The organism is Rhodococcus oryzae (assembly GCF_005049235.1).
Taxonomy (GTDB): Bacteria; Actinomycetota; Actinomycetes; order Mycobacteriales; family Mycobacteriaceae; genus Rhodococcus_G; species Rhodococcus_G oryzae.
Genome location: NZ_SUMD01000013.1, coordinates 41,804 through 60,909 on the forward strand (window position 1 = coordinate 41,804; position 19,106 = coordinate 60,909).

Below are 19,106 nucleotides of genomic sequence, written 5' to 3' on the forward strand. Positions count from 1 at the left end.
CCCGGCCCGCCTAGGCGACGTGACCGTGGGGCAGCAGGTGCGTCCACGCGTCGGTGATGCGCACCGCGCCCCGTCGGTACGCGACGCGGGCGGCGAGTTCGTTCTCGTCGAGCCAGCGCAGCGCTGCCACTCCCCGGCTCACGGCGGCGGCCGCCGCCGCATAGGCCCAGAGACTGTCCTCGGTGATCACGGTGACACCGTCCAGTCCGCCGTCGGCATCCCACTCCTCCAGGACCGCGGGACGCGCTGAGGACAGCGCCTTCCCCGTGAGCACCTCGATCGGCGCACCCGCCCCGATCTCCACCTGCCAGCCCCCGATCGGGCAGTGCCCTGCGGTCGAGATGGTGTCACCGATCCGGACCAGGACACCGCATTCGAGGGTGCCCGCCGCGGTTTGGGCCACCCGATCCGCGATGCCCGCCTTCGCGGTGCCGGTGATGTCGAGGTAGACCCCGAACGGGGCGAAAACCGTGTCGCCGTCCAGGCGAATGTCCTCGAACGTGCTTTCGGGATGAATGGGAGGCACCCGGCGCGGGTCCGCCGCGTCACGGGAGAGCGGGTCGACGGCGCCCCCGGTCATCCGGGCCGCCCACAGCGCCGCGCGGATCAGCGCGGTGAGGCGTCGGCTGATCTTGACCGGCATGCCCTGGGAGAGGTTGACGGCGTGGATCTCGGCATCGCCGCGGGTGAGGTCGCAGGCCGCGCGGACCTCGGCGAGCGTGGCGGCGGCGATGTCGGCCGCAGCGCCGAGCGCGGCCCCCTCGGTCACCTGGATTTCCACCTCGCTACCCCAGGTGTGCCACTGCATGCTCGGAACCATGATGGTGCTCCACGGATGGGCCGCCGATGTGGCGGGTCTGCTGAAACCAGTATGCGCCAGGTTTCTGAGCTGGGACTGAGCGATCTTTCCTGCCGCCGCGATCGAATTGCCCGAAGGCCTGGATTTGCATGCGACTCACGGTTACAGTTACCTGAACATCGAGACACCGCGGCCGGAACGCCGCACCGAAGAGACGATGCCGTGCGCGATCGCCTCAGCAACGACAGCGACAGCGGGAGTAGCCATGACACTGACGACAGCGACCGATCGATCCGATCAGGCCCGGTACGACGAGTCCCTGACGATGCTGTCGGAAGCCTCGGTGCACAAGCACTTCGATCCCTTCGAGGACATCGACTGGGATTCCCCCGAGTTCGCGGTGATCCCGAACGATCCCCGGTGGGTCCTCCAGAAGGAGAGCGATCCCCTCGGCAGCCATCCGTGGTACCAGGCGCTGCCCCTGGAGAAGCAGATCGAGATCGGCATGTGGCGGCAGGCCAATGTCGCCAAGGTCGGCCTGCAGTTCGAGAACATCCTGATCCGCGGGATGATGCAGTACGTGTTCTCGCTGGAGAACGGCTCCCCCGAGGCGCGCTACTGCACCCACGAGACCATCGAGGAGTGCAACCACACCCTGATGTTCCAGGAGATGGTCAACCGGATCGGCAAGGACACCCCCGGCATGGGTCCGCTGATGCGCTTCGTCTCGCCGTTCCTCCCGCTGGCCGGCTCGACGCTGCCGGTGATCTTCTTCATGGGCGTCCTCGCGGGCGAGGAGCCGATCGATCACATCCAGAAGGCCGTGCTGCGTGAGGACGGCGTCATCCACCCGATCATGAAGGGCGTCATGGCGATTCACGTCGCCGAGGAGGCCAGGCACATCTCCTTCGCGCACCAGTTCCTGCGTCGGCGCGTCCCGAAGATGTCCAAGGTGGGGCGGTTCTTCGCCTCGCTCGCTATGCCGATCATCATGCGCATCCTGTGCGACGTCATCGTCATTCCGCCGAAGCAGTTCTGGCGCGAGTTCGACATCCCGAAGCAGGTCAAGAAGGACCTGTTCTGGGGCACCCCCGAGGCGCGCCAGACCCTGCGTGACTACTTCGCGGACGTGCGGATGCTGGCCACCGACAGCGGTCTGATGAACCCCGCGTCGCGCCTGGTCTGGAAGGGCCTGAAGATCGACGGCAAGAGCTCGCGCTACCGCAGCGAGCCGGTCCGCAGCGCCGCCTGACCAGACCCCCAGATCGGAAGCTGTTCGCAATGCCCCATGTCGTCACCCAATCCTGCTGCAGCGACGCATCCTGCGTGTACGCCTGCCCCGTCAACTGCATCCACCCGACGCCGGACGAGCCCGACTTCCTGACCGCGGAGATGCTGCACATCGACCCGGCCTCGTGCGTCGACTGCGGTGCCTGCATCTCCGCGTGCCCGGTGGACGCGATCGTCCCGCACTCGAAGCTGGCGGAGTCCCAGCAGCCGTTCCTGACGATCAACGCGGACTTCTACAAGGAGCCGCGCCCCCGACCGGTGCTTGCGCCCGTCGTACCCGCGCCCGAGATCCGCCGCGACCGGGGTCCGCTGCGGGTGGCGATCGTCGGGGCAGGCCCGGCCGCGATGTACGCCGCCGACGAGCTGCTCACCCAGCCCGGGGTGCAGGTCAACGTCTTCGACCGGCTTCCGGTGCCGCATGGCCTTGTCCGCGCGGGTGTCGCACCCGATCACCAGAAGACCAAGCAGGTCTCCCGGCTGTACGACAAGATCGCCGCCCAGCCGGGATTCGAGTACTTCCTGAACGTGGAGATCGGCGAACACCTGACCCACGACGAACTGCTCGCGCATCACCACGCCGTGATCTACGCGGTCGGCGCCTCAACCGACCGCGGCCTCGGGATCCCCGGCGAGGACCTCCCCGGTTCGACCTCCGCGACCAACCTGGTGGCCTGGTACAACGGCCATCCCGACCACGCCGACGATCGCTTCGACCTGTCCCAGCGACGCGCCGTCATCATCGGAAACGGCAATGTCGCGCTCGATGTCGCGCGGATACTGACCGCGGACCCCGACCGCCTGGCCGCCACCGACATCGCCCCCGCCGCCCTTGAGGCGCTGCGCGGCAGCCGGATCGAGGAGGTCGTGATCGTCGCGCGCCGCGGAATCGCCCAGTCCGCCTTCACGGTTCCCGAGTTCACCGGCCTTCTCGACGCCCCCGACGCCGACGTGGTCGTCTGCCCCGACGAGATGGTGCTCGACCCGACGACCGAGCGCCTCGCCCGCGACGGCGGGCTCTCGCACGCGGTGGCGCAGAAGCTGGCGCTGCTCCGGTCCGCCCGCCGCGAGGGCGAGCCGGGTCGGGATCGGCGGCGGATCTCGCTGCGTTACCTGTTGTCCCCTACCGCGATCAGCGGCGACGACCGGGTCACCGGCGTCGAGTTCGCCCGCAACGCTCTGACCGTCGGGGAGGACGGCAGCGTGCGGGTCGAACCGACCGGCGAGACGGAACGACTCGAGGCCGGCCTCCTCCTCACCTCGATCGGCTATCGCGGGGTGCCGATCGCGGGGGTGCCGTTCGATCATTCGGCCGGAGTGATCCCCAATACCGACGGACGGGTCCTCGACGGACCGGGCGGGTCCGTGCTCGCGGGCGCGTACGCCACCGGCTGGATCAAACGCGGGCCCACCGGGTTCATCGGCACGAACAAGTCCTGCGCACAGGAGACCGTGACCCGGCTCGTCGACGATTTCAACTCGGGTCGGCTGCGCGAGCCCCGGTCGGGCGCGACCGCGCTGAACCGACTGGTGCGGGAGCGGCAGTCGGCGGTGATCGACCGCGCGGGCTGGAAGCTGATCGACGAAGCCGAACGCAGCCGCGGCACCGCACGAGGCCGCATCCGCGAGAAGATCACCGACCCGGCCGAGCTGGCGCTCATCGCCGCGGCGGCCGGCCGCGGCACCGAGACGTCCGTGCTCGGGCGGCTCCGTCGGCGCCGCTAGGCTCCGGGCTCCGGGCTCCGGGCTCCGGGCTCCGGGCTCCGGGCTCCGGGCTCCGGGCTCCGGGCTCCGGGCTCCGGGCTCCGGACAGTCGACCCGGAACCGGCCTATGGTGGATCGCGGAACCCGCAGTCCCCTAGGAGTGGAGTTCACTGATGAGCGAACAGGACATCCTCGCGAGCATCCGCCGACTCGTCGACACCGAGCACCAGCTGCGCGCGAAGACCGAGGCGGGCGAGCTCGATCCCGAGCAGGAGCAGACGCAGCTCGCCGCCATCGAGGAGACCCTCGACCAGTGCTGGGACCTGTTGCGCCAGCGCCGGGCCCGCAGGGACGCCGGCCTGCCACCGGACGAGGTGCCGGTCAGCCCCGCAGGCCAGGTCGAGGGCTACCTGCAGTAGCCGCCCGCCGTAGCGATCACAGGAACCGTCCCGTCAGCCGCTGGGGCAGAACCCGCAACGCCAGGTCGATCGGACGCCACGGCCAGCCGGGGACGACGGCCCGCCGCGGCTCCCGCTCGATCGCCTTCACCATCGACCGCACGCCGGCGACGGTGTCCGCCATCAGCGGCGTCTTGGCCACCTTCTCGTTGATCGGGGTCCGGATGTAGCCGGGCAGGATGGTGGTGACGGCGATCGGGCTGCGCGAGAGTTCCGCGGCGAGCCCCTCCCCGATCGCAGACACCGCTGCCTTGCTCGCCGAGTAGGCGGTCTGCGCCTTCGGCAGGCCGCGCACCGCGCTCATCGAGGACACAAGCACCAGATGGCCTGCGCCGCGGGCGCGGAACAACTCCATCGCGGCCTCCGCCTGCGCGAGCGCACCGAGGAAGTTCGTCTGCGCGGTCTCCAGATTCGCCTCGGGCTTGCCGGTGCCGATCGGCGCGCCCTTGCCGAGCCCGGCGTTGACGACGATCCGATCGAGCCCGCCCAGCTCGTCGTCGAGTTCGCCGAACACGCGGGACACCGCGCGGTGATCGTTGACGTCGAGGGCCCGGACCGCGACCCTGATCGACGGGTGCGCGGCGAGAAGTTCCGCGCGCAGTTCCTCGAGCCGATCGATGCGGCGGGCACACAGCGCGAGATCGCGCCCCTTGGAGGCGAACTGGCGTGCCATCTCCGCGCCCAGCCCGGAACTGGCGCCGGTGATCAGGATCGTGGTTCGCGTCTTCGCCGTGGAGGTCACAGCGGATGAGCCTAGCGACGCGTCGGGGTCATCGCCGGGTGCGCACGTGCGCCCGCTCGCCCTGCGGCCCGAACAGGCTCAGGATCTCCGCGGGCTCGGGCCCGGGGTTGCCGAACCAGTGCGGGACGCGGGTGTCGAACTCCGCCACCTCGCCGGGCATCAGGATCACGTCGTGCTCGCCGAGCACCATCCGCACCCGACCGGACAGGACGTAGAGCCACTCGTAGCCCTCGTGCGTCAACAGCCGGGGCTCCACGGACGGAGTGCCCGGTGGGAAGACGTGCTTGAAGGCCTGGATCCCGCCCGGCCTGCGGGTCAGCGGGATGATCGTGACGCCGTTGCGGCTGATCGGGCGGGGGTGGATCCGCGGGTCGCCGGTCGCGGGTGCGTCGACGAGCTCGTCGAGGGGCAGCTGGTGCGCGCGGGCCAGCGGGAGCAGCAATTCGAGTGTCGGCCTGCGTTGCCCGGATTCGAGCCGCGAGAGGGTGCTCACCGAGATCCCGGTGCTCTCGGCGAGCTGCGCCAGCGTCGCGCCACGCTGCTTGCGAATCGCCCGCAGCCGCGGTCCGACCGCGTCGAGGACGTCGTCGTGCGCGTGCGGGTCGTCGGCCATCCACCCATTTTGCCACTTTCGCAACGCAGCTTGCGGGAATCATCGCGCGGGACGGACAGTGCAAGGACCAGGCGAACGAACGGAGGAGACGACGGTGGAGCAGAAGTACGACGTGGTGATCGTCGGCGGCGGTGCGGCCGGACTCAGCGGGGCGGTGGCGCTGACCCGCGCGCGGCGCTCGGTATTGGTGATCGATGCGGGCGAGCCACGCAATGCCCCCGCGGCACATGCGCACAACTACCTGACCCGCGAGGGCACCCCACCCGCCGAGCTGCTGACGGCGGGCCGGGCCGAGGCCCGGGGATACGGCGCCGAGTTCGTCAGTGGCACTGTGTCCTCCGCCCGGGCCGTGGACGGCGAGGGCTTCCGTGTGGAACTCGCCGGCGGCGCGGCCGTGGCGGCCCGCAGGCTGCTGGTGGCCACGGGCCTGGTGGACGAACTGCCGGACGTGCCGGGCGTCGCCGAGCGCTGGGGTCGCGAGGTGCTGCACTGCCCGTACTGCCACGGCTGGGAGGTCCGCGACCAGGCGATCGGGATCCTGGCGACCGGCCCGATGGCCGCGCACCAGGCGCTGATGTGGCGGCAGTGGAGCGCGGACATCACCGTGTTCCTGCACACCGCGGCCGAGCCGAGCGCCGAGGAGCTCGAGCAGTTCGACGCCCGCGGCATCGTGGTCGTCCGCGGCGAGGTCGCCGGCCTGGAGGTCGACGACGACCGGTTCACCGGGGTCCGGATGCGCACGGGCGAGCTCGTGTCGCGCGACGCGATCGTGGTCGCCCCGCGCTTCGAGGCCCGTGCCGGATTCCTGCGTGAGCTCGGCCTCGAGCCCACTGAGCAGGCGATGGCCGGGCATGTGATCGGCAGCTACATCGCCGCCGATCCGATGGGCGCCACCGCGGTCCAGGGGGTGTGGGCGGCGGGCAACGTCTCCGACCTCAAGGCCCAGGTGATCGTCGCGGCCGCCGCGGGGCTGAACGCGGGCGCGGCCATCAATGCCGACCTCATCGCGGAGGACACCCGTCTCGCGGTGACCGCCAACGCGCACTCGGAAGACCCGGCGCCGGGTGGCCCGATGAACGGATTCGACGAGCGGGCCTGGGAGGAGCGATACCGCTCGAGGTCCGGGGTCTGGAGCGGTAGCCCGAACCCCCACCTCGTCACCGAGGCCGCCGAGCTGACGCCGGGTACCGCACTCGAGGTCGGCGCGGGCGAGGGGGCCGACGCACATTGGCTGGCCGAACGCGGCTGGCGGGTGACCGCGGTGGACTTCTCGACCACGGCGCTGGAGCGGGCGGCCGCGCGCGCCGAGGCCCTCGGCGCGGACGTGGTGCACCGGCTGAACTGGGTGCATGCCGATCTGACCGCCGAGCCGGTCGAGGGTCGCTTCGACCTCGTCACCGCGCACTTCATGCACCTGCCGGAGCCGCAGCGCAGTGTCCTGTACGGCCGGCTGGCTGCGGCCGTCGCGCCGGGCGGGAGCCTGCTCATCGTCGGGCACCACCCGTCCGACCTGCAGACCACCGTGCCTCGGCCGCCGCTGCCGGAGCTGTTCTTCACCGCGGAGGAGATCGCGGGCTCGCTCGACCCCGACGAATGGGACATCGTGGCGGCCGAGGCCAGGGCACGCACGGCGACGGATCCCGACGGCCAGGAGGTCACCATCCACGACGCGGTCCTGCGCGCCCACAGGCGCCCCTGACCCGTCGCCCACCTGGCCGCTATCCGGCGGTCACTCCCGCTCAGCCGCGGCGGCCATCGCGGCCACCGCGGTACCGACCTCGGCCTCGATGGTCGCCCTGTCGAGGCCGAGGTCGGTGAGCAGACCCGAGCCGTCCTCGAGTTCGAGCAGCGCGAGCAGGATGTGTTCGGTGCCGATGTAGTTGTGCCCCAATCGGAGTGCCGCCCGGAAGGTGAGCTCGAGGGCCTTCTTGGACTGTGCGTCGAACGGGATGAACTCGGGCAGCTCCCCCGTCTTCGCGGGCAGGGACGCGGCCGCGGCGGCACGGGCCGCCGCCAGCGTGACGCCCTGGGCGACGATCTGCGCCGCACCGAGGCCCTCCGGCTCGGTGAGCAGGCCGAGCACGAGGTGCGCGGGACGGATCTGGTCGTTGCCCGCGGTGCGGGCCTCGTTCTGCGCCGCCATCACGACGTTCTTGGCCCGGGGGGTGAACCGGCTGAAGCCCTGGCTCGGATCCAGGTCCACCGATTCGCCCTTCGGCACGAAGCGCTTCTGTGCGGCCTGCTTGCTGACGCCCATGCTGGCGCCGATGTCCTTCCAGGACGCCCCGGACCGGCGGGCCTGGTCGACGAAGTGCCCGATCAGGTGGTCGGCCACCTCCCCGAGGTGGTCGGCCGCGATGACCGCGTCGGACAGCTGGTCGAGCGCATCGGTGTGCGCCTTCTTGATGCCCTCGATCAGGTCGTCGAGGCGGACGGGGTTCGTCATCTTCGTCGGATTCACCATGCGTCAACCCTAGGTTGACGACCTTCGAGCCGTCAACCCTCGGTTGACGATCCGTTCACGACGCGCGATGTGGTGTCGACGCCGCCCGCGGCCGCGATGTGCTTCGCGGTGTCCACGTAGTGCCGCATCCGCGAGATCTTCCCGGTCCCGTCGAAGGACCACAGGTGCAGCTCCTCGTCGCGGTAGTGGCCCCCGCCAGGAACCACGGCGTCGATGCTGATCTCCGCGGCCACCTGGCTCTCGCCCGCCATGATCGACAGGACCGCGAACTCGCCGATGTCGAATCCACCCACGATCCCGAAGAACTCGGCCGCGCCCTCGCGGCCGCCCCGCCGACGCAGCCACGGCACGTCGGCGCGTTGCGCGAAGTTGTCGGACCAGTCCTCCCAGCGCACGTCCTCGGCGAGCATGCCGAGAACCGCGCGGATGTCGCCGCGCGCGAACGCGGCGTAGAGGGCGCCGACCGTCGCCGCATGGTCAGCGGCGGCGGCGCCGGGTTCGGTGCTCATAGCGCCCCTCCTGCCCGAGGGTGTCTCGCGAACGGAAGTCCCACCTTGGAGTATCGGCCGGTCGAAATGCGCAGCGCAAGCATTGCGGAACCGTGATGCGCCGCCGCGCGAATGTCTCGCCCGCCGCCGCTGACCGCTCTACGGTGGGAACCATGGCCACATCGACGGACGAGTACGACGTCATCGTGATCGGCGGTGGGCCGGCGGGCGAGAACGCCGCCGCCTATGCCGTCGCCGGTTCGGATCGGAGCGCCGCGATCATCGAACACGAACTGCTGGGCGGCGAATGCTCCTACTGGGCCTGCATGCCCAGCAAGGCCCTGCTGCGGCCCGCGGAGGTGCTGGCGGCGGGCCGCGCCATGCCCGGCGTTCGCGAGACCATCGGCGAGGCGACGCTTGACCGCCGCGCGGTGTTCGCCCGTCGCGACGAATTCACCAGTCACCACGACGATTCCGGCCAGCGGAAGTGGGCCGCGTCCGTGGGCGTCGACGTGATCCACGGGTCCGCCGCACTCACCGGCGAACGCACAGTCGAACTCTCCACCGGCGGCCACGGCGATCCCCCGACCCGGACGTTGCGGGCGCGGCACGCGGTGGTGCTCGCCACCGGCACCCTCGCCTCGATACCGCCCGTGCCCGGGCTGCGCGAGGCGCTGCCGTGGATCTCCCGGGACGCCACCAACCTTCGGGAGGTGCCCGAGCGGGTCGCCATCATCGGCGGCGGGGTGGTCGCCACCGAATGCGCGACGTGGCTACTGGCCCTCGGGGTACGCGAGCTGACCGTGATCGTCCGTGGATCGGCGCTGCTCGCGGCCGCCGAGCCGTTCGCGGGCGAGCTCGTCGCCGAGTCGCTGCGGGCTGCTGGTGCCAGCGTGCTGTTCGGCACCAGCCCCAGCGCCGTGCGCCGCGAGCAGCCGCGCGACACCGGCGTCGGCCGGATCCACGGCGGACCGGTGACCATCACCTTCGACGGCCGGGAACGGGGCGAGATCACCGTCGACGAGGTGATCGTCGCGGCCGGACGCCACCCCGCCACCTCCGGTCTCGGCCTCGCCGCGGTGGGGCTGACGGACGGGCGCACGCCCACCGACGACCATCTCGCCGTCTTGGGCGTACCCGGCGAATGGCTCTACGCGGTCGGCGACGTCAACGGCCGCGCGGCGCTCACGCACATGGGCAAGTACCAGGGCCGGGTGTGCGGCGACGTGATCTCCGCCCGGGCGGAGGGCCGCGCGCTGGACTCGGCGAGGTTCACCGCGAGCGCGGACCACGCCCAGGTGCCACAGGTGGTGTTCACCTCCCCCGAGGTCGCCTCCGTCGGCCGCACCGAACGCGCGGCCAGCGCGGACGGCATCGATGTCGAGACCGTCGAGGTCGACATCGCGGTGGCCGGATCATCGCTGGCGCGAGACGATTTCGCCGGTCGGGCGAAGCTGGTGATCGATCGCGGCACCGACACCCTTGTGGGCGCGACCTTCGTGGGAACCGAGGTGGCGGAGTTGGTCCACGCGGCCACCGTCGCGGTGGTCGGCGCGGTGCAGATGGAGTCACTGTGGCACGCGGTGCCGTCGTACCCGACGGTCAGCGAGGTATGGCTGCGACTGCTGGAGGCCCGGCGTGGCTGACCCGTTGACCGTTCCCACCGACGCGGGTCTGGTCCGCGGCCGGGAACACGACGGGCTCAGGTCCTGGCGCGCGATCCCCTATGCCGCACCACCGGTGGGCGACCTCCGGCTGCGGGTCCCGCAGCCTGGCGCGCCGTGGCGCGGGGTGCGCGACGCGCTCGACTTCGGCCCGGCGGCGCCCCAGTCGGGGCGAGCCGAGCGGCTCGGGACCCGTACCGACGAGGACTGCCTGACCCTCAACGTGCTCGCGCCCGCCGCGCGGAGTTCCGCCCCGCGGCCGGTAATGGTGTTCATCCACGGCGGCGCGTACAGCGGCGGATCCACGGCCACCGGGCTCTACCGGGGCGACACGCTGGTCCGGCGTGGCGACATCGTGTACGTGTCGCTGAACTACCGGCTCGGCGCGCTCGGATATCTCGACTTCGGCGAATACTCCACCCCCGAGAGAACTTTCGATTCCAACCTCGGTCTGCGCGATCAACTCGCGGCACTTCGGTGGGTGCGCCGCAACATCGCCGCGTTCGGCGGCGATCCGGACAACGTCACGCTGTTCGGGGAATCCTCTGGTGCCAACGCCGTGACCACCCTGATGTGCGTGCCCGCGGCCGAGCGCCTGTTCGCGCGCGCCATCGCGCAGAGCCCGCCCGCCGCCTCCGCGTACGGACCCGGCCGCGCCAAGGCCTGGGCGGCCGAGTTCCTCGAGATCCTGGGCGCCGCCGACGACCCGGCCCTCGTGCTCAGCACCGCCGACCCCGACGCCCTGGTCCGCGCGGGCGACGCCCTCACCGCGCGCGGCGCCGACGAGGCGCCCGGCACCAGGGCATTCGCCCCGCTCGTCGACGGCGACCTCCTGCCGCGACACCCGCTCGACGCGTTCGCCCAGGGCCTCGCGCACGCCGTCCCGCTGATCATCGGCACCAATGCCCATGAGGGCACGATGTTTCCGCGTTTCCTCGACATCATCCCCACCGACCCGGTCCGGATCGAGAAGATGTTCGCAGAGACGGACCCCGAGCTCAAGGCCCGCATCCTGGCCGCCTATCCGGGCTACCCGGATCGCCGGGCCGCCGTGCGGATCGGCGGTGATGCCACCTTCTGGGAGCCGTCGATCCTGGTCGCGCAGACACACACGGCCACAGCACCGACCTTCGGCTACCGCTACGACTTCGCCCCACGGCTGCTGAATGTCACCGGCTTCGGCGCCACCCACGCGACCGAGCTGCTCGCGGTGTTCGGGGCCGGCGAGGCGATGCTCGGCCGGGCGGCCACCGTGCTGGGCGGGCGCCGCGGGCTGCGGGAGGCCACGGCCATCATGCAGTCGCACTGGTTGCATTTCGCCCGGTACGGGGCGCCCCGGTCCACCTGGCCGGCCTACACGGTGGCGCGGCGCGAGACGCTGATCGTCGACACCACCGCGCGAATCGAGAACGACCCGCAGGGCGACCTGCGCCGGGCGTGGATCGGGTACCGGCACCGGCGCTGAGGCGCCGCGCTACTTCAGCAACCTCGACAGTCGCCGGTCGGCGAGGATCTTGCCGCCGGTCTGGCAGGTCGCGCAGTACTGAAATGACCGCTCCGCGAACGACACCTCACGGACGGTGTCGCCGCACACCGGGCAGGGCATGCCGGTCCTGGCGTGCACCCGCAACCCGGAGCGTTTCTCGCCCTTGAGCCGCGCGGCGTCCTGTCCAACCGAGCGGTCAACGGCGTCGGTCAGCTCCGCCCGCATCGCCGCGTGCAGGGTGGCCACCTCCTCCGCGGTCAGCTTGTTCGCGGTCGCGAACGGCGACAGCTTGGCCAGGTGCAGGATCTCGTCGGAGTACGCGTTGCCGATCCCGGCCAGCACGGACTGGTCGGTGAGCACGGTCTTGATCCGCTGCGAGCTCTTACCCAGCAGCTCCGCGAAGGCAGGCTCGGCGATGTCCAGCGCGTCGGGTCCGAGCTTCGCGATCCCCGGCACCTCCGCGGGGGTGCGCACCACCCAGACCGCGAGGCGCTTCTTGGTGCCCGCCTCGGTGAGGTCGAAGGCGGGGGTCCCGCCGTCGGGGGTGAACAGGTGCACCCGCAACGCCAGCGGACTCTTGCCGCCGGGCTTCGGCGGCGTCGCGCTCGGGTTGTCGGCCCAGCGCAGCCAGCCTGCCCGGGAGAGGTGGGTGATCAGCCACAGCCCGTCCTCGTCGCCGCACCGGATCCCCAGGTGCTTGCCGAACCGGGCGGCGCCGACGACGTCCTTGCCCTGCAGGTCGGTGATCGGTGGGTCGAACGTCTTCAGCACGCTCAGCGCCGCGATGTCGATCCGGCCCACCACCGAGCCGACGGCATGCGTGCGCAGGAACTGTGCCAGGGCCTCTACCTCGGGCAGTTCGGGCATGAGACCAGGGTAGGCGGCTTCGCCGCCCGTGCGCGCTTAATGAGTCCAGGGACTCGTCAACCGCGCACGGGCGCGTCAGCGCCGCAGCAGGTAGGTGTCCATGATCCAGCCCTTGCGCTCGCGCAGCTCGGCCCGAACCCGGACGATCTCGGCCTCGACCTCGCGCAGATTCCCGGAGATCAGCACCTCGTCGCCGGTGCCCAGGTACGCGCCCCACCAGATCTGCACGTCGTCGCCAGGGACCTCGGTGAAGCTGCAGTCCGCGTCGAGCATCACCACCGCGTCCCGCACGCCCTCGGGCAGGCCGTCGCGCAGGCGTCGGCCGGTAGTGATGTGCACGGGCTCGCCGATCCGGTTGAGCACGATGCGGTGCTGCGCCGCCAGCGACTGCACGCTCGTGACCCCGGGGATCACCGAGTACTCGAACGTCGCGATGCCCCGGGCGAGCACCCGCTCGACGATCCGCAGGGTGCTGTCGTAGAGCGACGGATCCCCCCACACCAGGATCGCGCCGACACCCTCGACCGCGCCGAACTGCTCCTCGAAGATCGCGGCCCGCCGGTCGTGCCAGTCGTCGACCACGCCCTCGTAGTCCGCGGGGGTCCGGTCCCGGGGCGGGTCCACGATGTCGACGATCCGGTAGGGCCCCCGCATGTGCTCGTCCAGGATGCCGGTGCGCAGGTCGACGAGGTCCTGCTTCTCGGCGCCCTTGCCGATGACGAAGAACACCTCGGCGCGGTTCATCGCCTTGATCGCCTGCACGGTCACCTGGTCGGGGTCGCCGGCGCCGATGCCGATCACGAGGAGTTCACGCATGACGGCAGGCTATCGCCCGTGAGTCTTCCCGGTCCCCCCGCGGGCCGAAAGGACTCACGGGTGGCGGAGCCGCCTAAACTGGCGGCCGTGCACACGCCCTACGAAGACCTGCTGCGACTCGTCATGGAGACCGGTACCCCGAAGGCGGACCGCACCGGCACCGGCACCCGCAGCGTGTTCGGGCACCAGATGCGGTTCGACCTGTCCGAGGGCTTCCCGCTGATCACCACCAAGAAGGTGCACCTCAAGTCCATCGTCTACGAGCTGCTCTGGTTCCTGCGCGGCGAGTCGAACGTGAAGTGGCTGCAGGACCGTGGCGTCACGATCTGGGACGAGTGGGCCTCCCCCGAGGGCGAGCTCGGCCCGGTGTACGGCGTGCAGTGGCGGAACTGGCCCACGCCCAGCGGCGAACACATCGACCAGATCGCCCAGGTCATCGAGACCCTCAAGACCGATCCCGACTCCCGGCGGATGATCGTCTCGGCGTGGAACGTGGGCGAGATCCCGCAGATGGCGCTCGCGCCGTGCCACGCCTTCTTCCAGTTCTACGTCGCCGACGGCAGGCTCAGCTGCCAGCTGTACCAGCGCAGCGCGGATCTTTTCCTCGGCGTGCCGTTCAACATCGCGAGCTATGCGTTGCTCACCCACATGGTCGCCGCGCAGACCGGCCTCGAGGTGGGCGAGTTCATCTGGACCGGCGGCGACTGCCACATCTACGACAACCACGTGGACCAGGTCACCGAGCAGCTCGGCCGCGAGCCGTACGAGTACCCCAAGCTCGTGCTCGCACCCCGCGATACCATCTTCGACTACGAGTTCGAGGACATCGAGATCGTCGACTACCGCCATCACCCCGCCATCAAGGCACCGGTGGCGATCTAGTGCTCGGACTGATCTGGGCGCAGAACCCGGCAGGCGTCATCGGCCGCGACGGCGCGATCCCGTGGCGGATTCCCGAGGACATGGCCTACTTCAAGGACGTCACCTCGGGTCACCCCGTGGTGATGGGCCGAAAGACATGGGACTCGCTGCCACCCAGGTTCCGGCCGCTCACGGACAGGCGCAACATCGTGGTGACCCGCGACCCGGACTGGCGAGCCGAGGGCGCCGAGGCCGCACACTCGGTCGAGTCCGCCATCGCCCTGGCCGGGCCCGGCGAGACCTGGGTGATGGGCGGCGGTGAGATCTACACCGCGGCAATGCCGTTCGCCGACCGACTGTTCGTGACCGAGGTGGACCTGGACACCGGGGGCGACGCCTACGCGCCGAGGATCGACGAGGAGTGGACGCCCGCGACGACCGGCGACTGGCTGACCTCGGAGCGGGACGGACTGCGGTTCCGGTTCCGCACCTACATCCGCGGCTGATCGGTTCCGTCAGTAACGCCCGATGGGTGGGGTGGTGCGTCATACTCCAAGGGCAGGTCTTTCCCCAAGCCCAAGGAGAGGCGCTTCATGGACAAGAAGTCATTGACAGCCGTCGCCAGGCAGCAGCTCAAGCTCGCCGCCGCGGCCACCAGCGGGCGCAGCTCGCAGACCATCTATGGGGGCCATCAGCGCAGCCTCCGGCAGACGGTCGTCGGACTGAGCGCGGGCGAAGTGATGGCCGAGCACGACAGCCCGGGCGAGGCCACCCTGCTGGTGCTCAGCGGCAAGCTCGCGCTGATCAGCGGCGAGGACTCCTGGAAGGGCTCGACCGGCGACATGCTGGTCATCCCGGCGGCCCGGCACAGCGTCGAGGCACTCGAGGACGTCGCGTTCCTGCTGACGGTGGCCGTTCCCAAGTAGCGGCCGGGACGAGCGGGATCACCCCGCGCCGCGCACCAACTCCGGATCCGGCGCGGGGATGAAGGCGATCGACAGCAGCGAGCTGACGAACTCGCGCAGCGACTGCTCCTGCGTGGTGTCCACGATGCCCTCGGTGACGATCAGCGACCCGATGATCCGAAACGCCCACTCGGAGATCGCCTTCGGGCTGACCTCCGCGAGCTGCTCGGGCGTGAACAGCCGCTGGAAGTGCGGGCTGAGCAGGTTCGCACCGAGCTCGACGAAGGGCTTGGCCTGCACCGTGAACCACGGCAGCACCACCTGCGGATCGTCGCGCAGGCCCTTCTGCAGCAGCGGGTGCGCACGCGCGTACTGCACGGCGAACACGATCGCGTCGACGAACCCGACCCGCAGGTCCCGCGCCTGTCCCCGCAGGACCGGATCGAGCACTACGAAGAACTGGGTGATCTCCCGCTGGAACAGGGCGCCGAAGATCGCGTCCTGGTCGCCGACGTACTTGTAGACGGTGGGCCGCGACAGCCCCGCGCGTTGCGCGATGGCCGCGTGCAGCCGGGAGGTGAACCCCAGTTCGATGACGCACTCCTTGGCCGCGTCCAGGATCTGCTCCCGGATCGCGTCCGGATCCACTGGTCTCACTGAAGGCCTCACCGGCCGATTCTATGGCGCGGCCGCCTCGAACGACGCCGACGCCCGGAGCCCCAAGAGAATGTGAATTCGGTTCACAGGTATCTATTGACCTCACCCGTCGAGCGGTTTACGTTTTTACAGAGAACGGAAACGTGCACGCGAATTCCCCGGCACCACACAGTGATCAGTCACGGAGGACAGCCATGGCGCAGGCCGCCACACCGCTCGACCGGGAGACGGTCGCGGACCGACTGCTCAAGGGCTCGGTCAAGCGCTCCTACGCCCCCGTGGTGGACATCGACTGGGACGCACCCCTCGAGGAGGGCAAGTACTTCCTGCCCCCGCAGGTGCTCTCCCTGTACGGGACACCGCTGTGGGAATCGATGACCGAGGCGCAGCGGATCGAGCTCTCCCGGCAAGAATCCGCGAACATCCTCAGCGTCGGAATCTGGTTCGAGAACATCCTCAACCAGGCCCTGCTGCGGGCGTTGCTGCACAACGACCCGGCCTCGCTGCACACCCGGTACGTCCTCACCGAGATGGGCGACGAGTGCAGGCACATGACCATGTTCGGGCGGGCGATCGAGCGGATGGGCGCCAAGCCGTACCAGCTCCGACGACACCAGGCGCTGGTGGTGAACCTCCTGCCCAAGACGTTCCGCGGCACCATGCTGTGGGTGGCCGCCCTGATCGGCGAGGAGATCTTCGACGCCACCCAGCGCCGCGTACTCGACGACCCGCAGCTGCAGCCGATGATCTCGCGACTGATGAAGATCCACGTCACCGAGGAATCGCGGCACATCCGCTTTGCCCGCGAGGGCGTACGCCGCCGGGTGGCGCAGAGCCATCGGATCGAGCAGCTGTGGGTCGGAACGGTGCAGGGCATCGGCGGTCCGCTGTTCCAGCGCTTGTTCACCAACCCGGTGATGTACTCGCGGGCCGGGCTCGACCCCAAGGAGGCCCGCAGGCAGGCGCTGGCGAACCCGTACTTCCGGGAGAACCAGCGCCGCGGCTTCGAATCGCTGGCCACGTTCCTGGAGGAGAACGGGCTGATGCGAGTGAGTTCCCGGGCGATGTGGCGGCGCGGCGGCTTCCTGTGATGCCCGAGACCGGGGTCCTGATCGTCGGCGCCGGATCCGCGGGACCGGGCATCGCCCGCGCGCTCGAGGACTCCGGGCGACACGGCCGCCTCGTCCTCGACCTGTCCTGCCGGCCGGAGCCGGTCTCCTACGACTTCGACGAGGCGACCGACCGGTGGCGGGTGCGGACCGAGTCGGGCGTGATCCATCGCCCGCGGATCCTGGTGGCCGGTCCGGGAACCACCGCCCCGATCGCCGGCCGGGGCGGGGCGGGTCTCGAGGACGCCCTGCGCGGCGAGCAGGCGGCCTATCTCGGCATCGCGCACACCGGCTTCCCCAACCTCTTCCTCGTCACCGGCGAGCACGCCGCGGACGAGGCCGGTCATATCCGCACCTGCCTGACGATGATGACGGCCGAGGAGGCGACCCGGATCGAGGTGCGCGCGGGGGCCCAGCGCGAGTTCAACCGGATCGTCCACCGCACGCCGGCCCGGTCGCTGTGGAGACCGAGACCGGCGGCCGCGCGCGGACCCCAGCGGAGCGCCTTCGAGCTCAGCAGTGTCGACGAACGCGAGGACGACGACGCCTACGCCGGGTCCGCGGCGCTGACGACCGACGAGGTCACCCTGTCGGTGCGGGTGCATCTGAGCGGCCACTTCGAACCCCTCGACGGGAACTACCACTGGTACGGGCGGATCGCGGGCGATGGACTGACCGAGCTCAAGCAGCGGGGCCGATCCGCGATGCACCTCACCATCCCCGGCGGACCCGAGACGCCCGCGACGCTGGCCGAACAGGACCCGTGGGGCAACTACCGGATCACCGGGGTCGGCGCTCCCCCGTTCCCGCTCGAGCCGGTCGAGATCGTGGAGGTCCGCCCTCAGCAGGGCACTGGGGGCACGCTCTGTTCGAAACGGAACACGTTCTCCGGGTCATAGGCGGCCTTGACCTGCCGCAGACGCTCGCGGTTGGGCCCGTAATAGTCGCGCTCCCAATCCGATGCCGAGGCGTTGGGCACGTTGACGTAGGCACCGCCGCTGTACGGGCGCAGCGCGCGCCAGAAGCCGGCCGCCCAGCCGAGAGCCTTCGAGTTCAGCTCGGGATCGTTCCAGGCCGCGCCCGGCTCGCAGTAGAACAATGCGTCGCGGTGCGGGAACGCCGACCCGCCCGGCGGGGCGTGCCGCACGGCACCTCCGAAGCTCGAGCAGAAGAAGTTGCTCGGCGCGCTGGGCGGGTCGGCCATGTAGCGGACGACCAGATCGATCGCCTCGTCGGGGAACGGACGGGTGACGAAGTGGGAGTAGAACTTCCAGTTGGCCACATCGTCCGGACCCCGGTCGACGCCGCCGTACACCGTGGGCCAGGCGTCCTCCGTCACGGTCACCTCGGGGTCGCCGATCGCCAGCAGCGAGCGCAGCTGGTCGGTCAGCTCCCGGCGCGAGCCGTCGTAGAGCAACGCGGAGAGCTCGACCGCGCTGGAATCCACCTCGAGCGTGCTGGTCAGCCGCTCGTCGGCGACCGGCGCGTCCCGCTGCCACGTGCGCAGCAGCGCGCCCAGCTCGTCGTGCCCGGTCCACCTGGCGATCAGGAAGGTGACATCGGAGAGCTCGTGCAGCCGCAATGTGTAGGACGTCGCGATCCCGAAGTTGCCGCCGCCCCCGCCGCGGCACGCCCAGAGCAGGTCGGAGTTGGTGGTCTCGGTGGCCTCGACGACCTTCGCCGAGCGCGCGCCGTCCGCCACCACCACCTCGGCGGCGAGCAGGTTGTCGCTGGCCATACCCATGCGGCGGGTGAGCAATCCGAAGCCGCCGCCGAGGATCACGCCGCCGAGGCCGACGCCGCCCTCGGAGCCGGTCGGAACGACATATCCGCGCTGCCCGAGCGCCGCGACCACCTCCGTCTGGGTGAGCCCCGTCCCCACGGTCGCCGTGCGCGCCGTCTCGTCGATCTCGACGTCCTTCATCCGGCTGACGTCGACGACCAGGCCGCCGTCGAGCGAGGACCAGCCCTCGAGGCTGTGGCGGCCGCTGCGGGCGCGCAGGGCGATGCCCTCCTCCCGGGCCCACTCGACCGCATTGATCACCTCGTGCGCGTCGCAGCAGAACACGATCGCCTCGGGATAGCGGGAGTACAGGCGGTTCCAGCCGACCCGCGCCGCCTCGTAGCCCGGATCGCCCGGACGCACCACCTCACCCGTCAGCCTGGCGGTAGCACTCACTCGGTCA

20 protein-coding genes and 1 pseudogene are annotated in these 19,106 nt (G+C 70.5%); 12 read left to right on the forward strand and 9 right to left on the reverse strand.

Annotated features, from left to right (window positions below; all coding sequences use genetic code 11):
• Positions 1-10: 10 nt before the first annotated feature.
• Complete coding sequence (locus FCG67_RS21975) at positions 11-820, reverse strand: FAD:protein FMN transferase (protein WP_136911750.1); 810 nt, start codon at positions 818-820, stop codon at positions 11-13.
• Between the two features lie 244 nt (positions 821-1,064).
• Here FCG67_RS21975 and FCG67_RS21980 point away from each other — a divergent pair, with 244 nt between their 5' ends.
• The 3 genes from FCG67_RS21980 to FCG67_RS21990 all read left to right on the forward strand — a co-directional run bounded on the left by FCG67_RS21980 (position 1,065) and on the right by FCG67_RS21990 (position 4,209).
• Positions 1,065-2,051 (forward strand): AurF N-oxygenase family protein, encoded by a 987-nt coding sequence (locus tag FCG67_RS21980; protein ID WP_097213961.1) that lies wholly within the window; start codon positions 1,065-1,067, stop codon positions 2,049-2,051.
• A 29-nt stretch (positions 2,052-2,080) separates the two neighbouring features.
• A complete protein-coding gene (locus FCG67_RS21985) occupies positions 2,081-3,811 on the forward strand; it encodes an FAD-dependent oxidoreductase (protein ID WP_136911751.1) in 1,731 nt (576 codons plus the stop codon).
• A 152-nt stretch (positions 3,812-3,963) separates the two neighbouring features.
• Positions 3,964-4,209 carry a DUF2630 family protein gene (locus FCG67_RS21990; protein WP_136911752.1) on the forward strand — a complete coding sequence of 82 codons (246 nt, stop codon included), beginning with the start codon at positions 3,964-3,966 and terminating at the stop codon, positions 4,207-4,209.
• A gap of 16 nt (positions 4,210-4,225) precedes the next feature.
• Here FCG67_RS21990 and FCG67_RS21995 read toward each other — a convergent pair whose 3' ends face one another.
• Together FCG67_RS21995 and FCG67_RS22000 are read right to left on the reverse strand one after the other, a co-directional pair.
• Positions 4,226-4,990: an SDR family oxidoreductase gene (locus FCG67_RS21995; protein ID WP_136911753.1), complete on the reverse strand. Its 765-nt coding sequence runs from the start codon at positions 4,988-4,990 to the stop codon at positions 4,226-4,228.
• 28 nt (positions 4,991-5,018) lie between these two features.
• Entirely contained in the window at positions 5,019-5,603 is a 585-nt protein-coding gene (locus FCG67_RS22000; protein WP_136911754.1) for a helix-turn-helix domain-containing protein, read from the reverse strand.
• Positions 5,604-5,697: 94 nt separating this feature from the next.
• Here FCG67_RS22000 and FCG67_RS25475 point away from each other — a divergent pair.
• Positions 5,698-6,633, forward strand: a pseudogene (locus FCG67_RS25475) (NAD(P)/FAD-dependent oxidoreductase); the annotation flags it as partial.
• A gap of 42 nt (positions 6,634-6,675) precedes the next feature.
• Positions 6,676-7,302, forward strand: a complete 627-nt coding sequence (locus FCG67_RS25480) for a class I SAM-dependent methyltransferase (RefSeq protein WP_246045223.1) — start codon at positions 6,676-6,678, stop codon at positions 7,300-7,302.
• 30 nt (positions 7,303-7,332) lie between these two features.
• On the opposite strand, the gene FCG67_RS22010 is transcribed toward FCG67_RS25480, so the two are convergent.
• Together FCG67_RS22010 and FCG67_RS22015 are read right to left on the reverse strand one after the other, a co-directional pair.
• Positions 7,333-8,067, reverse strand: a complete 735-nt coding sequence (locus FCG67_RS22010) for a Clp protease N-terminal domain-containing protein (RefSeq protein ID WP_211243296.1) — start codon at positions 8,065-8,067, stop codon at positions 7,333-7,335.
• A gap of 32 nt (positions 8,068-8,099) precedes the next feature.
• A complete protein-coding gene (locus tag FCG67_RS22015; RefSeq protein WP_136911756.1) occupies positions 8,100-8,576 on the reverse strand; it encodes a nuclear transport factor 2 family protein in 477 nt (158 codons plus the stop codon).
• Between the two features lie 152 nt (positions 8,577-8,728).
• On the opposite strand from FCG67_RS22015, the gene FCG67_RS22020 reads away from it, so the two are divergent.
• Both FCG67_RS22020 and FCG67_RS22025 read left to right on the forward strand, forming a co-directional pair.
• A complete protein-coding gene (locus FCG67_RS22020) occupies positions 8,729-10,201 on the forward strand; it encodes a dihydrolipoyl dehydrogenase family protein (protein WP_136911757.1) in 1,473 nt (490 codons plus the stop codon).
• The gene (locus tag FCG67_RS22025; protein ID WP_136911758.1) at positions 10,194-11,684 is read left to right on the forward strand and encodes a carboxylesterase/lipase family protein; all 1,491 of its coding nucleotides are present in this window, start codon (positions 10,194-10,196) and stop codon (positions 11,682-11,684) included. Before FCG67_RS22020 ends, FCG67_RS22025 begins: the two co-directional genes overlap by 8 nt.
• A 9-nt stretch (positions 11,685-11,693) precedes the next feature.
• On the opposite strand, the gene FCG67_RS22030 is transcribed toward FCG67_RS22025, so the two are convergent.
• Both FCG67_RS22030 and cobF read right to left on the reverse strand, forming a co-directional pair.
• A complete protein-coding gene (locus FCG67_RS22030; RefSeq protein ID WP_136911759.1) occupies positions 11,694-12,572 on the reverse strand; it encodes an Fpg/Nei family DNA glycosylase in 879 nt (292 codons plus the stop codon).
• Positions 12,573-12,647: 75 nt separating this feature from the next.
• Positions 12,648-13,388, reverse strand: a complete 741-nt coding sequence (gene cobF / locus FCG67_RS22035) for a precorrin-6A synthase (deacetylating) (RefSeq protein ID WP_136911760.1) — start codon at positions 13,386-13,388, stop codon at positions 12,648-12,650.
• A 123-nt stretch (positions 13,389-13,511) separates the two neighbouring features.
• Between cobF and FCG67_RS22040 the strand changes: the two genes are divergently transcribed.
• The 3 genes from FCG67_RS22040 to FCG67_RS22050 all read left to right on the forward strand — a co-directional run bounded on the left by FCG67_RS22040 (position 13,512) and on the right by FCG67_RS22050 (position 15,175).
• A complete protein-coding gene (locus tag FCG67_RS22040; RefSeq protein ID WP_246045224.1) occupies positions 13,512-14,270 on the forward strand; it encodes a thymidylate synthase in 759 nt (252 codons plus the stop codon).
• Positions 14,270-14,755, forward strand: a complete 486-nt coding sequence (locus FCG67_RS22045) for a dihydrofolate reductase (protein ID WP_136911761.1) — start codon at positions 14,270-14,272, stop codon at positions 14,753-14,755. The genes FCG67_RS22040 and FCG67_RS22045 overlap by 1 nt, the downstream gene beginning before the upstream one ends.
• 87 nt (positions 14,756-14,842) lie before the next feature.
• A complete protein-coding gene (locus FCG67_RS22050; protein ID WP_027500871.1) occupies positions 14,843-15,175 on the forward strand; it encodes a cupin domain-containing protein in 333 nt (110 codons plus the stop codon).
• An 18-nt stretch (positions 15,176-15,193) separates the two neighbouring features.
• On the opposite strand, the gene FCG67_RS22055 is transcribed toward FCG67_RS22050, so the two are convergent.
• Positions 15,194-15,823 carry a TetR/AcrR family transcriptional regulator gene (locus FCG67_RS22055; RefSeq protein ID WP_136911762.1) on the reverse strand — a complete coding sequence of 210 codons (630 nt, stop codon included), beginning with the start codon at positions 15,821-15,823 and terminating at the stop codon, positions 15,194-15,196.
• A 182-nt stretch (positions 15,824-16,005) separates the two neighbouring features.
• Here FCG67_RS22055 and FCG67_RS22060 point away from each other — a divergent pair, with 182 nt between their 5' ends.
• A complete protein-coding gene (locus FCG67_RS22060; protein ID WP_136911763.1) occupies positions 16,006-16,902 on the forward strand; it encodes an AurF N-oxygenase family protein in 897 nt (298 codons plus the stop codon).
• A complete protein-coding gene (locus tag FCG67_RS22065; protein WP_136911764.1) occupies positions 16,902-17,819 on the forward strand; it encodes a DUF4873 domain-containing protein in 918 nt (305 codons plus the stop codon). Before FCG67_RS22060 ends, FCG67_RS22065 begins: the two co-directional genes overlap by 1 nt.
• Here FCG67_RS22065 and FCG67_RS22070 read toward each other — a convergent pair.
• The gene (locus tag FCG67_RS22070; RefSeq protein WP_136911765.1) at positions 17,762-19,099 is read right to left on the reverse strand and encodes an FAD-binding oxidoreductase; all 1,338 of its coding nucleotides are present in this window, start codon (positions 19,097-19,099) and stop codon (positions 17,762-17,764) included. The genes FCG67_RS22065 and FCG67_RS22070 overlap by 58 nt on opposite strands.
• Positions 19,100-19,106 lie beyond the last annotated feature (7 nt).

What these genes read in the sequence shown, in the direction of transcription:
- FCG67_RS21975 (WP_136911750.1), bottom strand. Translation starts at nt 820, where the DNA reads ATGGTTCCGAGCATGCAGTGGCACACCTGGGGTAGCGAGGTGGAAATC.
- FCG67_RS21980 (WP_097213961.1), top strand. Translation starts at nt 1,065, where the DNA reads ATGACACTGACGACAGCGACCGATCGATCCGATCAGGCCCGGTACGAC.
- FCG67_RS21985 (WP_136911751.1), top strand. Translation starts at nt 2,081, where the DNA reads ATGCCCCATGTCGTCACCCAATCCTGCTGCAGCGACGCATCCTGCGTG.
- FCG67_RS21990 (WP_136911752.1), top strand. Translation starts at nt 3,964, where the DNA reads ATGAGCGAACAGGACATCCTCGCGAGCATCCGCCGACTCGTCGACACC.
- FCG67_RS22000 (WP_136911754.1), bottom strand. Translation starts at nt 5,603, where the DNA reads ATGGCCGACGACCCGCACGCGCACGACGACGTCCTCGACGCGGTCGGA.
- FCG67_RS25480 (WP_246045223.1), top strand. Translation starts at nt 6,676, where the DNA reads ATGAACGGATTCGACGAGCGGGCCTGGGAGGAGCGATACCGCTCGAGG.
- FCG67_RS22010 (WP_211243296.1), bottom strand. Translation starts at nt 8,067, where the DNA reads ATGGTGAATCCGACGAAGATGACGAACCCCGTCCGCCTCGACGACCTG.
- FCG67_RS22015 (WP_136911756.1), bottom strand. Translation starts at nt 8,576, where the DNA reads ATGAGCACCGAACCCGGCGCCGCCGCCGCTGACCATGCGGCGACGGTC.
- FCG67_RS22020 (WP_136911757.1), top strand. Translation starts at nt 8,729, where the DNA reads ATGGCCACATCGACGGACGAGTACGACGTCATCGTGATCGGCGGTGGG.
- FCG67_RS22030 (WP_136911759.1), bottom strand. Translation starts at nt 12,572, where the DNA reads ATGCCCGAACTGCCCGAGGTAGAGGCCCTGGCACAGTTCCTGCGCACG.
- cobF (WP_136911760.1), bottom strand. Translation starts at nt 13,388, where the DNA reads ATGCGTGAACTCCTCGTGATCGGCATCGGCGCCGGCGACCCCGACCAG.
- FCG67_RS22040 (WP_246045224.1), top strand. Translation starts at nt 13,512, where the DNA reads ATGGAGACCGGTACCCCGAAGGCGGACCGCACCGGCACCGGCACCCGC.
- FCG67_RS22050 (WP_027500871.1), top strand. Translation starts at nt 14,843, where the DNA reads ATGGACAAGAAGTCATTGACAGCCGTCGCCAGGCAGCAGCTCAAGCTC.
- FCG67_RS22060 (WP_136911763.1), top strand. Translation starts at nt 16,006, where the DNA reads ATGGCGCAGGCCGCCACACCGCTCGACCGGGAGACGGTCGCGGACCGA.
- FCG67_RS22065 (WP_136911764.1), top strand. Translation starts at nt 16,902, where the DNA reads ATGCCCGAGACCGGGGTCCTGATCGTCGGCGCCGGATCCGCGGGACCG.